General features: G+C 64.5%; 14 protein-coding genes. 8 read left to right on the plus strand and 6 right to left on the minus strand.

Annotation, left to right across the window (positions count from 1 at the left end; all coding sequences use genetic code 11):
• Positions 1-2: 2 nt before the first annotated feature.
• A complete protein-coding gene (locus WI560_RS23225) occupies positions 3-656 on the minus strand; it encodes an L-fuculose-phosphate aldolase (protein ID WP_375305022.1) in 654 nt (217 codons plus the stop codon).
• A 514-nt stretch (positions 657-1170) separates the two neighbouring features.
• Between WI560_RS23225 and WI560_RS23230 the strand changes: the two genes are divergently transcribed.
• The 5 genes from WI560_RS23230 to WI560_RS23250 all read left to right on the plus strand — a co-directional run bounded on the left by WI560_RS23230 (position 1171) and on the right by WI560_RS23250 (position 5144).
• The gene (locus WI560_RS23230; protein WP_257175776.1) at positions 1171-1377 is read left to right on the plus strand and encodes a hypothetical protein; all 207 of its coding nucleotides are present in this window, start codon (positions 1171-1173) and stop codon (positions 1375-1377) included.
• Positions 1378-1481: 104 nt separating this feature from the next.
• Complete coding sequence (locus WI560_RS23235; protein WP_028137761.1) at positions 1482-2048, plus strand: ferritin-like domain-containing protein; 567 nt, start codon at positions 1482-1484, stop codon at positions 2046-2048.
• Between the two features lie 150 nt (positions 2049-2198).
• Positions 2199-2582 (plus strand): Hsp20/alpha crystallin family protein, encoded by a 384-nt coding sequence (locus tag WI560_RS23240; protein ID WP_028137762.1) that lies wholly within the window; start codon positions 2199-2201, stop codon positions 2580-2582.
• A gap of 8 nt (positions 2583-2590) precedes the next feature.
• A complete protein-coding gene (lon, locus tag WI560_RS23245; RefSeq protein WP_375305023.1) occupies positions 2591-4984 on the plus strand; it encodes an endopeptidase La in 2394 nt (797 codons plus the stop codon).
• Between the two features lie 4 nt (positions 4985-4988).
• Positions 4989-5144, plus strand: a complete 156-nt coding sequence (locus WI560_RS23250; protein WP_375305024.1) for a hypothetical protein — start codon at positions 4989-4991, stop codon at positions 5142-5144.
• A 69-nt stretch (positions 5145-5213) separates the two neighbouring features.
• Here the strand turns inward: WI560_RS23250 and WI560_RS23255 are convergent, their stop codons facing one another.
• The 5 genes from WI560_RS23255 to WI560_RS23275 all read right to left on the minus strand — a co-directional run bounded on the left by WI560_RS23255 (position 5214) and on the right by WI560_RS23275 (position 10103).
• The gene (locus WI560_RS23255; RefSeq protein WP_025037698.1) at positions 5214-5516 is read right to left on the minus strand and encodes an HU family DNA-binding protein; all 303 of its coding nucleotides are present in this window, start codon (positions 5514-5516) and stop codon (positions 5214-5216) included.
• Between the two features lie 342 nt (positions 5517-5858).
• Positions 5859-7091, minus strand: coding sequence for an acetyl-CoA C-acetyltransferase (locus tag WI560_RS23260; protein ID WP_375305025.1), 1233 nt, complete (start codon positions 7089-7091; stop codon positions 5859-5861).
• Positions 7092-7354: 263 nt separating this feature from the next.
• Entirely contained in the window at positions 7355-8809 is a 1455-nt protein-coding gene (locus tag WI560_RS23265) for a GH1 family beta-glucosidase (protein WP_375305026.1), read from the minus strand.
• Positions 8810-8961: 152 nt separating this feature from the next.
• Positions 8962-9372, minus strand: a complete 411-nt coding sequence (locus tag WI560_RS23270; RefSeq protein WP_375305027.1) for a hypothetical protein — start codon at positions 9370-9372, stop codon at positions 8962-8964.
• Between the two features lie 368 nt (positions 9373-9740).
• Positions 9741-10103: a hypothetical protein gene (locus tag WI560_RS23275; RefSeq protein WP_375305028.1), complete on the minus strand. Its 363-nt coding sequence runs from the start codon at positions 10101-10103 to the stop codon at positions 9741-9743.
• Between the two features lie 306 nt (positions 10104-10409).
• Here WI560_RS23275 and WI560_RS23280 point away from each other — a divergent pair, with 306 nt between their 5' ends.
• The 3 genes from WI560_RS23280 to WI560_RS23290 are packed head-to-tail and all read left to right on the plus strand — an operon-like array spanning position 10410 to position 13936.
• Positions 10410-11363, plus strand: coding sequence for a sugar-binding protein (locus tag WI560_RS23280; RefSeq protein WP_257175784.1), 954 nt, complete (start codon positions 10410-10412; stop codon positions 11361-11363).
• A gap of 33 nt (positions 11364-11396) precedes the next feature.
• On the plus strand, positions 11397-12914 hold the full coding sequence (locus WI560_RS23285; protein ID WP_375305029.1) for a sugar ABC transporter ATP-binding protein: 1518 nt from the start codon (positions 11397-11399) through the stop codon (positions 12912-12914).
• Positions 12911-13936 carry an ABC transporter permease gene (locus tag WI560_RS23290; RefSeq protein WP_375305030.1) on the plus strand — a complete coding sequence of 342 codons (1026 nt, stop codon included), beginning with the start codon at positions 12911-12913 and terminating at the stop codon, positions 13934-13936. Before WI560_RS23285 ends, WI560_RS23290 begins: the two co-directional genes overlap by 4 nt.
• Positions 13937-13950 lie beyond the last annotated feature (14 nt).

Raw genomic sequence — 13950 nt, forward strand, 5'->3', positions numbered from 1 at the left:
CCCTACCCTTCCGACAGGCCGTAGCCGGCCATGCGCTGGCGGACCCGCTCGATCTCGGCGCTGGGGAGCAGCGGCGGTCGTCCGATCTGGAGGCAGCCGTGATATTGCCGCGCCAGCGTCTCGACCTCGACGGCGAGCCACATCGCCTTGTCCAGCGTCTTGCCGATCGCGATCATGCCGTGGTGGTCGAGCAGGCAGGCAAGCCGGCCCTCCAGCGCCCGCACCGCATGTTCGGACAGCTCCGCCGTTCCGAACGTCGCATAGGGCGCGCAGCGGATGCTGTCGCCGCCGGCCGCCGCGATCATGTAGTGCACCGGCGGAATCTCCATGCCCATGATCGCCAGGATGGTGCAATAGGTCGGATGGGCGTGCACGACGGCGTTGATCTCGGGCCGCGACTTCAGGATGTCGCGATGAAACCGCCATTCGCTCGACGGCTTCTGGTCGGGCCCGTGTGCGCCGTCCATGGTCATGAACACGATCTGCTCGGGCGTCATGGCCTCATAGGGCACGCTGGTCGGCGTGACCAGAAGCCCGTCCACATGGCGGACAGAGATATTACCCGAGGTGCCCTGGTTGATGCCGAGCGCATTCATGCGCCGGCAAGCGTCGATGATGGCCTGTCGCTTGGCGAGCTCGTCCGTTGTCATCGACATCCCGATTTCCCGACGATGGTCTTGTTGGACCGGAAGTACGTCAAAGCAATATGGCAGTGCAAGCGAAAGCGGCCCGGATCGGGTGTCAAAACCAGGAAATGGACGGCAAAATCAATGGATTCACCGCTATCGCGACGCCATGGCCGGCCCGTCCTGGAGGGCCGCAACCCCGTTGATCACGAACTGCCCGAATAGGCCGCGAGCAGCATGCCGGGGACGCGCAAGAGCACGGCATTTCCGGTGGGTCCGAGAGGGCGTGCGATCGCGGAAAGATCACCTGATAGGACGCGCCGAACAGCAGCAGCTCGCCGGCAATCTGGAGGACGGGATGCGATCCCCGAGCCGGTGCAGCAGTCGGTTTCCGAGCAGCGCAATCACCACCAAAATCCAAGCCGCGATTAGCGGTGGGCGCAAAGCCGAGCATGTCTCGCCGGGCTCCCGGAACGCTGGAACGATGGCGGGCGGACTGACTTAGCCCGGCAAGACCGTTTTGCAAAATCACTGGAGACGATCGATGAGCGACAGTGGAATCGGAATGCTGCTCGGCCAGCTCTCGGCCAACCTGCTCTGGCTCTGGTTCATCGGAGCATTCGTGCTCGGCGGGATCCTCGTCTATGGCGTGATGAAGGCCGGCCACCTCAGGCGCGGCGAGCGGGCGCAGCTCGATCGCAACACCGAGGCGCGGCAACGCCAGGAAGATCCGTATAAGCGCCCGACCTGAGCGTCGACCGGTTGCAGATTGGAACTTTCGTTAATGAAGCGGCTTTGATCGCCTGAGGATTGAGGAGGGCGAGGCCTTCCCGTGTCACCTCGTGAGGAGGACCTATGGCTAAGCAAGCAAAGAAACGTACGACCAGGAAGACCGCGGCGCGCCGGCCGCGTCAGGCACCGAAGATGCTCAGCGACCTGTTTCTGGAGACGCTGAAGGACATCTATTTCGCCGAGAACAAGATCATCAAGACGTTGCCCAAGATGGCGAAGGCAGCACAATCGAAAGAGCTGGCCGCGGCCTTCAACAAGCACCTGCGCGAGACCCAGGGCCAGGTCAAGCGGCTCGACCAGATCTTCAAGATGCTGGGCAAGCCGGCACGCGGCAAGCCCTGCGAGGCCATCAACGGCATCACCGACGAGGGCGCCGAGATCATGAAGGACTTCAAGGGCGCACCGGCGCTCGATGCGGGACTGCTCGCGGCCGCCCAGGCGGTCGAGCACTACGAGATCTCCCGCTACGGCACCTTGCGGACCTGGGCCGAGGAACTCGGCATGCAGGACGCGGCAAGGCTGCTTCAGGCGACGCTGGACGAAGAAGAGGCGACTGATCACACACTGACGGAGCTCGCGACGTCCGTGATCAACCTCGAAGCGGAGGAAGAATACCGCGCCGCGGCCTGACCCGCGCCGCTGTCGACGACGGAACGCCGCGGCCCAGCCGCGGCGTTTGTTTTTGGCTTGCACGACAGCGCATGGCACGCCGGCGCCGGCGCACTGGATTTTCCCGGAACCGGCCCCATATGCAGGCTTTCCCACCCCTGAGCCTTCCACATGCAACCCAAAAATCCCCTCGACTGGATGCTGTCCGAAGCCCTGGATTCGCTGACCCGCGCCGACCGGCTGCGCCAGCAGTTCGGCCGCCAGGAAGCCTGCTGGGAGCCGCCGATCGACGTGCTGGAAACCGAGCACGAGCTCCTGATCCTGGTGGCGCTCCCGGGCGTCAATCCGGACAATGTCGAGACGGTCATTCATGACGGCGTGCTGGTCATCTCCGGGCAGCGCACCCTGCCGCCGGAGCTCCGCAACGCCCGCATCCACCGGCTCGAGCTGCCGCAGGGGCGTTTTGAGCGCCGTATTGCATTGCCCATCGGCCGCTACGCCATCAGCCGTTTCGTGATGGATGGCTGCGTCGCACTGCGCCTCGCCAAATCCTGAGGTCGATCATGGCCACCGAACAGATGAACAACGAACAGACCAATAACGACGCGAAGATCCCCGACGACGCGCTGATCATCATCCCCGTGCGCGAGATGGTGCTATTCCCCGGCGCCATCGCGCCGATCACGATCGGCCGGGCGAAGTCAATCGCCGCCGCCCAGCAGGCGCTGCGCGAGCAGCGGCCTGTCGGCATCGTCCTGCAACGCAGCCCCGAGACCGACGCGCCGGGGCCGGACGATCTCTACCGGGTCGCGACCATCGCCAATATCGTGCGCTACATCACTGCGCCCGACGGCACCCACCACATCGTCTGCCAGGGCGTGCAGCGCGCACGCCTGCTCGACTTCCTGCCGGGGACGCCGTTTCCCGTGGCGCGCTTCCAGCAGATTCCCGAGCCGACCACGACTTCGCCCGAGATCGAGGCCCGCGCCCTGAACCTGCAGCGGCAGGCGATCGAGGCCATCGAGCTGCTGCCGCAGGCGCCGCCCGAGCTGGCCGCGATGTTCCAGGGCACCAGTGAGCCGGGCGCGCTGGCGGACCTGGCGACCTCGTTCATGGACATCAAGCCGCAGGACAAGCAGGAGGTGCTGGAGACCATCGACCTCGTCTTGCGCGTCGAGAGAGTGTCCAAGCACCTGGCCGAGCGGTTGGAGGTGCTGCGCATCTCCAACGAAATCGGCCAGAAGACCAAGGCCTCCTTCGACGAGCGGCAGCGCGAGGCGATCCTGCGCGAGCAGATGGCCACCATCCAGCGCCAGCTCGGTGAAGGCGACGGCAAGGCGGCCGAGGTCGCCGAGCTGACGGCTGCCATCGCCAAGGCCAACATGCCGCCCGAGGCCGACGCGCACGCCAAGAAGGAGCTGCGCCGCTACGAGCGCATGCCGGAGGCCGCCGGCGAAGCCGGCATGGTCCGCACCTATCTCGACTGGCTGATCGAGCTGCCCTGGGCGCTGCCCGCGGAGAAGCCGATCGACATCAAGGAGGCGCGGGCCATCCTCGACGCCGACCATTTCGGCCTGGAGAAGATCAAGGGCCGGATCATCGAATATCTGGCGGTCCGCAAGCTCGCCCCGCAGGGCAAGGCGCCGATCCTGTGCTTCGTCGGTCCGCCCGGCGTCGGCAAGACCTCGCTCGGCCAATCCATCGCCCGCGCGATGGACCGTCCCTTCGTGCGCGTCAGCCTGGGCGGCGTGCACGACGAGGCCGAGATCCGCGGCCACCGGCGCACCTATATCGGTGCGCTGCCGGGCAACATCATCCAGGGCATCAAGAAGGCCGGCGCGCGGAACTGCGTCATGATGCTGGACGAGATCGACAAGATGGGCCGTGGCGTGCAGGGCGATCCCTCGGCCGCCATGCTGGAGGTGCTCGACCCCGAGCAGAACGGGACGTTCCGGGACAATTACCTGGGCGTGCCGTTCGACCTGTCGCGCGTGGTGTTCATCGCGACCGCCAACATGCTGGACCAGATCCCGGGCCCGCTGCTGGACCGCATGGAGCTGATCAGCCTCGCCGGTTACACCGAGGACGAGAAGCTGGAGATCGCGCGGCGCTATCTGGTGCGGCGGCAGCTGGAGGCCAACGGCCTTTCGGCCGAGCAGGCCGAGATCGAGCCCGAGGCGCTGAAGCTGGTGGTCAAGGGCTACACCCGCGAGGCCGGCGTGCGTAACCTCGAGCGCGAGATCGGCAAGCTGTTCCGGCACGCCGCGGTGCAGGTCGCCGAAGGCACGGCCGCGAAGGTCGTGATCGCGGCGAAGGACATCGTCACCGTGCTCGGCCAGCCGCGGTTCGAAGGCGAGATCGCCCAGCGAACCAGCATTCCGGGCGTGGCCACCGGCCTTGCCTGGACGCCGGTCGGCGGCGACATCCTGTTCATCGAGGCATCAAAGGTGCCCGGCAAGGGCGGCATGATCCTGACCGGTCAGCTCGGCGACGTCATGCGCGAGAGCGTGCAGGCTGCGATGACGCTGGTGAAGAGCCGCGCCTCGCAGCTCGGCATCGATCCGCAAGCGTTCGAGAAGAGCGACATCCACGTTCACGTCCCGGCGGGAGCAACCCCGAAGGACGGACCGAGCGCGGGCGTTGCGATGTTCACGGCGCTGACGTCCCTGCTCACCAACCGCACCGTGCGCAGCGACACCGCCATGACCGGCGAGATCTCGCTGCGGGGCCTGGTGCTGCCGGTGGGCGGCATCAAGGAGAAGGTGGTCGCAGCCGCGGCCGCCGGCCTGAAGCGGGTAATGCTGCCGGCGCGCAACAAGCGGGACTTTGACGACATCCCAAAGAGCGCGCGGGACAACCTCGAATTCATCTGGCTGGAGCACGTCGACGAAGCCATCGCCGCAGCGCTCGAGCCGGTCGGGGCTCAGGTCAACGCAAAAGTCGAAGCGGCGGAGTGAGGCGATGAAGAAATTGCTGGAGCAAGCGAAGGGGTCGCGGAAGACGCAGCGGCTGCGCCAAATGCTCGATCGCGCGATCGACCGGCTTCGCGATGCGCTGGCGGCGCCGGGGCCGCAGCGTCAACCCGTTCCGGTCAGGGTGAAGCGCCGCAAGGGTTGAGCCCTCCGTCTCAAGTCCTCGCGGCTGCCCCAAACAAAAGGCCCCCTTATCCGAGGGGGCCTTGCGTCGTTAGCCCACGGCGTCCTTGGCCGCCTTGACCGGACGGGCGCGGACGATCTTGCGGGCCGGCTTGGCCTTGAACATCATCTCTTCGCCCGTGAACGGGTTGGTGCCCTTGCGTGCCTTGGTCGCCGGCTTCTTGATCACGACGAACTTGGCGAAGCCCGGCACCAGGAACAGGCCGTTCTTCTTGAGCTCCTTGTGACCGACATCGGTCAGCGTCTCCATGACGTTCTTGACGTCGCGCTTGGAAAGCTCTGTGGCGGTCGCAATCTTTTCGATCAACTGCGATTTGGACATTTGGGTGGCCATCGTGTCTCCTCTGATTCGTGACGGCTGCATATTAGACCAACCGGCGAAGGCCTATAGCCTTCTGCACAGTTTTGTCGCGGTTTTACGGGCTTTTTTGGCCCCATGTGACAAAAAACCCTGCATTTTAGCCACTTCCAGTACGGAAGAAGCCTTGAGCAGCGGATTTTGCCTTGTTTCAAAGGCCCGCACGACATCTTGCTAGAACTGATTCGCCGCTTTCGACAAGCGACGACCGGCCTCTTTCTGACGGGAAGCGCGCGATTCACCCTGAAAAATAAGGGCTGGATCGATATCGCCGGTCTTCCTCCCCGTAAAAGCAGGGAGAAAGTGACGGGCGATCGGCTAGACGCGCTCGATGATGATGGCGGGCGCCATGCCGCCGGCGGCGCACATGGTGACGAGACCGCGCTTGAGATCGCGCCGTTCGAGCTCGTCGAGCACGGTGCCGATCAGGATCGAGCCGGTGGCGCCGATGGGATGACCGAGCGCGATCGAGCCGCCATTGACGTTGACCTTGGCACGATCGAGCTCGAGGTCGCGGATGTATTTTTCCGCCACCACCGCGAACGCCTCGTTGATCTCGAACAGGTCGATGTCGTCGACGGTCAAGCCCGCCTTCGCCAGCACCTTGCGCGTGGCCGGCACCGGCGCGTTGAGCATCAGGGTCGGCGAATCCCCCATATTCGCCATCGCCACCACGCGGGCGCGGGCTTTAAGGCCGTGCGCCTTGGCGTAAGCGGGCGATGCCAGGAGGATCGCCGCTGCGCCGTCGACGACGCCGGACGAGTTGCCGGCATGGTGCACGAAGTCGATCTCGAGATCAGGATATTCCTGCAGGATCAGTCCGCGATAGGTCGTGCCCTTGTCGTCGAGCGCATAGTCGGCGATCGCCGGGAATGCCGGCTTCAGGCTGCTCAGCCCCTCCATCGTGGTCTGCGGCCGCGGATATTCCTCGTGGTCGAGTGCAAGGCTGCCGTCCTCGCGGTGAACAGGCACGAGGCTCTTCTTGAAGTAGCCGTTCGCGATCGCGTGCGCGGCCCGTTTCTGACTCTCCAGCCCGAGCGCGTCGACATCCCCTCGGGTAATGCCTTCCAGCGTCGCGATCGCATCCGCGCAGACGCCCTGATGCGACTGCGGATGCCGCGCGCGCAGCCGCAGATTGCCGTTGTCCATCATCATCGGGCCACTGCCGCGCCGGCCCTCCATCGACATCATCTCGCAGCCGCCGGCGATGACGAGGTCTTCCGCGCCGGCCATGATCGAGGATGCGGCCATGTTGACGCTGGTGATGCCGCTTCCGCAGAAGCGGTCGAGCGTCACGGCGCTGGCGCGCACGTCGTAGCCCGCATCGAGCGCCGACATCCGGCCGAGATCGCCGCTTTGCGTTGCGACCTGCGCGCTGCAGCCCCAGACGATGTCGTCGACGTCGGCGGTATCGATGCCGGTCCGGTCGGCGAGCGCGCGCAGAACGGTTGCGCCCAGTTGCTGCGGATGAATGCCCGAGAGTGCCCCCTTGCCGGCCTTGCCGACGCCGCGCGGGGTCCGGCAGGCATCGATGATGAGTGCGTCGGTCATGGGCATGTCCTCTTTGTTTTGAGCGTTGAGGACGGTTTTGGATAACGGGGAGAGGAGAGTCAATCTGGACGGGCTTCTTCGCCTCTCCCCGCGTGCGGGGAGAGGCCGGATTTTACGCGCAGCGGAAAATCTGGGTGAGGGGGAGCTTCCGCAAACTCGGTGGCAGACGGACTCGCGGCGAGTCCCCCTCACCCGGAATTTGCTGTCGCAAATTCCGGCCTCTCCCCGCACGCGGGGAAGAGGCAAAGAGACCTAGACCGCCGCTACGCCCCCGCCGCGTTCTTCGCGATCACGTTGCGGTAGAAGCTGGCGCTGAGTTTCGGCGTGCGCACCTGGGTATCGAAATTGACGTGGTAAAGTCCGAAACGCTTGTTCAGCCCGTACACCCATTCGAAATTGTCCATCAGGCTCCAGAGAAAATAGCCGCGCACCGGCACGCCCTCGGCCGTGGCGCGCTGGAGCTGGGCGAGATAGTTGCGCAGATACATGATGCGATCGGTGTCGTAGATCTTGCCGTCGGGCGTCACGGCGTCGTCGCCGGAGGCGCCGTTCTCGCTGATATAGATCGCATCCGTCTTCCAGATCTTTGCCGCGAGCTTCGGTACCCAGTAGATCGTCTCGGGTCCGACGCGCAGCCAGTCCGAGTTCATATGCGGAAACGATTTCGGAATCGGCAGCGGCATGAAGCCGGCGCCCTGATCGGACGCCACCACGTAGTTCTGCGGCGCGTAGATGTTGAGGCCGAGGAAATCGACCGGCGAGGAGATGATCTTCAGCTCCGCATCGGTGTATTTCGGCGCGTCGGCACCGGCGAATTTCAGGAAGGCGTCGGTATAGCGGCCCGTCATGATGACGTTGAGATAGCCCGCATTCATCTCGCGCAAGGCGATCTCCGCAGCGCGAACGTTTTCCGGCGTGTCGATCGCGGGCGCGCAGGCATCGACGTTCTCGGCCGGCCCGACCCTGGTGCCGCGGCGGCCGTGGGCGCGCACCGCCTGCACCGCGAGCCCGTGGGCCAGTGCACTGTTGTGCCTGATCTGGTTGACGTCGGCTTGCGGCAGCTTTAAGCCCGGCGCGTCGATGCCGATGCCGTAGCCGAAATAGACGAAGCGGCCGCTCTCGTTCAGCGTGAAGACGTTCTTGACGCGATCGGTCAGATGCTTGGCGACATAGGCCGCGTAGTCGCCGAAGATCTTGCAGGTGTCCGTCGAGCGCCAGCCGCCGAAGCGATCCTCAAGCGATTGCGGCAGGTCCCAATGATAGAGCGTCAGCCACGGCTCGATGCCGTTCTTCAGGAGCTCGTCAATGAGCCGGTTATAGAAGTCGAGCCCTTTCGGGTTGGGCTTGCCGTCGCCGTCCGGAAACAGCCGCGGCCAGGCCACCGAGAAGCGGTAGGCCTTGCAGCCGAGTTTCTTGATGAGCCCGATATCCTCCTTGTAGCGGTGATAGTGCTCATTGGCGCGGTCGCCAGTGGTGCCGTCCTCGATCTTGCCGGGGATGCGCACGAACTTGTCCCAGATCGAGGCCCCTCGCCCGTCCTCGTTGACCGCGCCCTCGACCTGGTAGGACGAGGTCGCTGTTCCCCAGACGAAGCCGGCCGGAAAGCCGGCGCGCGGCGCTGCCGGTCTCGCTTCGGCTGCATCGAGCGAACCGGTCAGGCCGGTCGCGGACAGCCCCGCGAGTTTCGCGAAACGGCGCCGCGAGACCTTGTCCGACATTGATGCTTCTCCGCTTCCAATCCTGTTGCGGGCGCACAATGGCGAGTCCAGGGCGGTTTGAGAAGCAAGCTTTGGGAGAAACCGGATGGAGATCGCGCGGTCCGGGGGCCGACATAGGGTTGCCGGGCCAACTGGCCCGCGTGCTTCCCGGCTCAGCGCGGACGCTTGGGCAATTTTGGCAACTTGGCGGGGTTGAACGCCGGGCGCGGCCCGGCTCGCTCTTCACGTGCCGGCGACGCCGGCTCGGTGAGAATGAGCGTTCCCTGGAGAATCATTCCCGGCACTTGTTGTGCCGTCGCGGTGTAAGTGGCGATCTTGCCGGGGCAGTTTCCCTCGATGTCCAAAACGAGTTCGTCTTCCACGCCGAACACCGTTGCGCGACCGTCGGTGTGGCGCTTGGTCGAGACGGTGGCGGTGAAGCGATCTCCATCGACCTGACAGGAGCCGTGATAGGTCATCAGGCTGTCGCGGCCCCAGATCTGTCCGTCGGCGACATGGACGATCCCGGTCCCCTGATCGAGCGGCGTCTTGTACCACGCCGCATATGTCCCGTCCTTCAGCATGGGAGCAGTCTCCCTGGCATTCCCCCACGATCATCCGCACGATCAGCGCTAAGAAAGCGTTAATCACGCGGCCCGTGCCATTCCGGCCTGTCCTTGCGCAGCTCGGCTTCGAGCTCCTCGACGATGCCGTGAAGCAGACACGCGGCCAGCGGATCGGTCACCTCCCGCTCCAAACGCCGATAACGGGCGATCCGGCATTCCTGCTCTCTCAATTGGTGCTCTGTCATCACACGGGCCCTCCGGCGAATTGACGCGAAGAGCGCCGGGCAGTTTCGTTAAAGTTTTCAGATCATTCTTGATGGTTTCTGATTGGTAAAGACGGCGCTGCGCGGGAGCGGGGCCAAGTCATCGCGAAGGCGGCATCGTCTCTAGGTGGACAGGCGAAGCCAGACGTCCCTGCTCGCCAACGTGCCGTTGGGCGTCGCGATCTCCATGTCCACGACGTGCAGGGAACCGGGCTCGTCTGCATAGATGTACTTGAGGTGCCACATCAGGCCCAGGTCCGGTGAAACGACAAAATCGTCCAATGCGTCCGTGATATCTCGAACGGCCTCGCGGTGCGTCAAGGGCGCGGAAAACATCGCATCGATCAGGTCGGCGAGGCTCATGCCCTCGACGAGCATCAGTCGCGCGATCTCGTCGCCGTAGACATGCCGAAGCGCTGAAACGATCGCAGCGACGGCATCCGGATTCTTCAACGACACGGCAAAGCAGGCCTCCGAACCTATCATGCCGGAGGCGGCATATTCTGCAAGCTCAGCGAGCACTCCCGCAAGAGCAACGGAGGCGGCGTCCGAAGGCGCCCAGCCTGGCCGGGCTCAGCGAGCTCAGGTCGGCGAGCGGCCCACCATTGGCAAGATTGGGCAAGGGTTCGCCGTCGACGCCGCGGCGGCTGCTTCCGATTGCGCGCCGGGCGTGCTTCTGCTACTTTGAGGTACGTGCCTCATTTCACCTCGCCGGCCCCGCGTCGGTGAATGGCATTTGGGCACAAGCAGAGTTGGCCTTCATCAAGGGCCGACCGCCTTAGGGAGGATAATATGCAGCGTCTCTTGGTTGCAGGTGTCTCTATTGCCTTCGCGGTAGCAGCGGGTGTCGGCTCGGCCGGTGCAGCGGACAAGAAAGTCCTGGCCTTCGTCGTCAATGGCGCATCCGACTTCTGGAAGATCGCTGAGGCCGGCATGAAGAAGGCGCAGGGCGAGCTGCCCAACTACGACCTCCAGTTCAAATATCCGGAACAGGCTGCGGCCGCCGTGCAGCAGCGCGTGATGGACGACCTCGTCGCCGCCGGCGCCGCCGGCATCATGGTCAGCGCGGTGGATCCGAAGAACCAGACCGATCACCTCAACAAGGTTGCGTCCCAGACGGTGCTGTTCACCACCGACAGCGACGCGCCGCAATCCAAGCGCGTGGCCTATATCGGCTCCTCCAACACCGATCTCGGCAAGGAGGCAGGAAAGCTGATGATCAAGGCGCTGCCGAACGGCGGCAAATGCGTCGGCTTCGTCGGCCTGCCCGGCGCCGACAATGCACGCGAGCGCATCGAAGGCGTGAAGGAGACCATCAAAGGCTCGAAGGTCGAGCTCGTCGACGTCCGCGGCGACGAGATCGACCAGACCCGCGCCAAGCGCAACGTCGAGGACATCCTTGCTGCCATGCCCGATGTGAGCTGCCTCGTCGGCTTTTACTCCTACAATACACCGCGCATCTATGAGGTGCTCAAGGAAGCCGGCAAGCTCAACAAGATCAAGATCATCGGCTTCGACGAGGATCCGATCACGCTCGGCGGCGTCAAGGAAGGCAGCATCGTCGGCACAGTGGTCCAGCAGCCGTTCGAGTGGGGCTATCAGGGCATGAAGCTGATGGCGAACTACATCGGCGGCAACAAGTCTGGTGTTCCGGCCAACGGCATCATCATCGTGCCCGGCAAGGTCATCGAAAAGGCGAATGTCGACGACTTCATGGCCTCGATGAAGCAGATGCTGAAGAAATAGCAGATATCCCCGCTGCCCGAGCCGCAGCCTGCCATGTCAGAACCGTTTCTCGAGCTGATTGACATCAGCAAGAGCTATCCAGGCGTGGTCGCTCTCGACCGCGTCGGTTTGCAGGTGTCGCCCGGCGAGGTCATTGCGCTGATCGGCGAGAACGGCGCCGGCAAGTCGACGCTGATGCGCGTGCTTGGCGGGGTGGTTGAGCCGAGCGGCGGCGTCATCCGTGTGGACGGCGCCGCGCGAAGCTCGCTCACCGTGACGGATGCGATCAAGGCAGGCATCGCCTTCGTTCATCAGGAACTGAACCTGTTCGACAATCTGGATGTCGCCGCCAACGTCTTCATGGGCCGCGAGCCCGTGCGCGGCGGGCCCCTGCGGCTGATCGACCGCAAGCGCATGCACGCCGACGTCGCTCCGCTGCTCGACCGGCTGGGCTGCGATTTCGCGGCCGATGCACCGCTCGCCGAATTGTCGCTGGCGCAGCGCCAGCTCGTCGAGATCATGAAGGCACTCTCGCTCGATGCTCGCCTCGTCATCATGGACGAGCCGACATCGAGCCTGACGCTCACGGAGACCGACCGCTTGATGCGGATCGTCGCCGGCCTGAAAGCCCACGGGGTCAGCGTCATCTTCATCACCCATCGCCTCAATGAGGTGATGCAGTGCGCCGACCGCGCGGTCGTACTGCGTGACGGCCGCGTGGTCGGCACACTGACACGCGCAGAACTCTCGCCGGCGGCGATGATCCGCCTGATGATCGGCCGCGACCTGAAATCGCTTTACGTTCCCCCGGCCGCACCACCTAGGGATAGCGTGCTCCAGATCGTCGATGCCGTCACCGACACCTATCCCGAGCGCGCCGTGAGCCTGTCGGTCCGCCGCGGCGAGATCCTCGGACTTGCCGGTCTCGTCGGGTCCGGCCGCACGGAGCTCGCGCGCGCCGTCTTCGGCATCGACCGTTTGCGGGGCGGCGCGATCAGGCTCGATGGCGAGCCGATCCGCATCGCAAACCCGCGGGCCGCCATCAAGCAAGGCATCTATCTCGTCCCGGAGGACCGCAAGGGCTCGGGCCTGCTGCTCGACGTCTCGATCAGCGAAAACATCTCGCTGCCCGATCTCGCGTCCTATTCGCGCTTCTGGCTGGTGGATACGGCGCGCGAGCACGAGAATGCGATGCGCCAGCGGGAGCGTCTCAATATCCGCGCCCCCGACGTCGAGACCGTCGTCGGCTCGCTGTCGGGAGGCAATCAGCAGAAGGTCGTGCTCGCCAAATGGCTGTCGATGCGGCCGAAGGTCCTGATCTTCGACGAGCCGACGCGTGGTGTTGACGTCGGAGCCAAGCAGGAAATCTACGACATGCTGCGCCGCCTCACCGACGCCGGCGTCGCGATCCTCATGATCTCCAGCGACATGGAGGAGGTGATCGGGATCAGCGACCGGATCGCGGTCATGCATGAAGGCGCAATCTCGGGCTTCCTTGATCGCAGTCAGTTCAGCGAGCACAATGTGCTGCAGCTTGCCGTCGGTCACGCAATTGGACCGGAGGGACCTTGAGCAAGAAAGACCTGAGCCTTCTGGTCCTGATCCTCCTGGTCGGAACCGTCGTCGCCCTCATCAATCCGAGATTCCTGTACGTTGGCAACCTCTCCAATACGGCCAACCAGGTCGGGCTGTTCGGCATCTTCTCCATCGCGCAAGCCTTCGTCATCATCATCGGCGGAATCGAGCTGTCGGTTGGTTCCGTGATCGCGCTGCTGGGCGTCCTGTTCATCGACCTCATCGTCAATCACGACGTCGACTGGTTGGCGGCAACCGCGATGATCGTTGCAGCCGGGCTCCTGATCGGCCTGGTTCATGGCACGCTGGTGACCAGGATGCGGATCCAGGCCTTCGTGGTCACGCTGTGCGGCCTCCTGATCTATCGCGGCGCGGCACGCTATTATACCGAGGACTCCACGGCGGGGTTCGGCTTCGGTGCGAGCTTTCCGATGCTGGAATGGCTGGCTGCCGGCCGCACAAATGTCTTCGGCTTTCCGCTGCCGCACAGCGTGGTGGCGCTTGGCGTGGTGACCATCATCGCCTGGGTGGTGCTTCACCGCTCCGTATTCGGCCGCTACCTCTATGCCGTCGGCAAGAACGAGGAGGCGGCACGCTACTCCGGCATCCGCTCCAGCCGCGTGATCATCTCGGCCTATGTCATTTGCGGCGGGCTGACCGCATTTTCAGCCATCCTGATCGCGATGTACACCCGTTCGATTTCGCCGGCCGTGCACGGCTCGTTCTACGAACTCTACGCCATCGCCGCCGCTGTGCTCGGCGGCTGCTCCTTGCGCGGCGGCGAAGGCTCGATCATCGGCGTCGTGCTCGGCACCGTGCTGCTCCAGATGCTGCAGAATCTGGTCAACCTGCTGGGCATTCCGAGCTCGCTCAATTTCGCAGTGATGGGAACGGTGATCCTGGCCGGAGTGCTGGGCGATCAGTATCTGGTGCAACGACGCAGCCGCGTGGGGGCGGCCAAAGGCCGAGGGCAGACGAGCGCCGCGGCCGCACCGATCGAGAAACTGAAGGCGGAGTGAAGGCGACGGTTTGC

Origin of the sequence: Bradyrhizobium sp. A11 (assembly GCF_042077125.1) — a bacterium.
Classification (GTDB): Bacteria; Pseudomonadota; Alphaproteobacteria; order Rhizobiales; family Xanthobacteraceae; genus Bradyrhizobium; species Bradyrhizobium japonicum_B.

Coding starts and splice junctions, on each gene's coding strand:
- WI560_RS23225 (WP_375305022.1), bottom strand. CDS start 656: ATGTCGATGACAACGGACGAGCTCGCCAAGCGACAGGCCATCATCGAC.
- WI560_RS23230 (WP_257175776.1), top strand. CDS start 1,171: ATGAGCGACAGTGGAATCGGAATGCTGCTCGGCCAGCTCTCGGCCAAC.
- WI560_RS23235 (WP_028137761.1), top strand. CDS start 1,482: ATGGCTAAGCAAGCAAAGAAACGTACGACCAGGAAGACCGCGGCGCGC.
- WI560_RS23240 (WP_028137762.1), top strand. CDS start 2,199: ATGCAACCCAAAAATCCCCTCGACTGGATGCTGTCCGAAGCCCTGGAT.
- lon (WP_375305023.1), top strand. CDS start 2,591: ATGGCCACCGAACAGATGAACAACGAACAGACCAATAACGACGCGAAG.
- WI560_RS23250 (WP_375305024.1), top strand. CDS start 4,989: ATGAAGAAATTGCTGGAGCAAGCGAAGGGGTCGCGGAAGACGCAGCGG.
- WI560_RS23255 (WP_025037698.1), bottom strand. CDS start 5,516: ATGGCCACCCAAATGTCCAAATCGCAGTTGATCGAAAAGATTGCGACC.
- WI560_RS23260 (WP_375305025.1), bottom strand. CDS start 7,091: ATGACCGACGCACTCATCATCGATGCCTGCCGGACCCCGCGCGGCGTC.
- WI560_RS23265 (WP_375305026.1), bottom strand. CDS start 8,809: ATGTCGGACAAGGTCTCGCGGCGCCGTTTCGCGAAACTCGCGGGGCTG.
- WI560_RS23270 (WP_375305027.1), bottom strand. CDS start 9,372: ATGCTGAAGGACGGGACATATGCGGCGTGGTACAAGACGCCGCTCGAT.
- WI560_RS23275 (WP_375305028.1), bottom strand. CDS start 10,103: ATGATAGGTTCGGAGGCCTGCTTTGCCGTGTCGTTGAAGAATCCGGAT.
- WI560_RS23280 (WP_257175784.1), top strand. CDS start 10,410: ATGCAGCGTCTCTTGGTTGCAGGTGTCTCTATTGCCTTCGCGGTAGCA.
- WI560_RS23285 (WP_375305029.1), top strand. CDS start 11,397: ATGTCAGAACCGTTTCTCGAGCTGATTGACATCAGCAAGAGCTATCCA.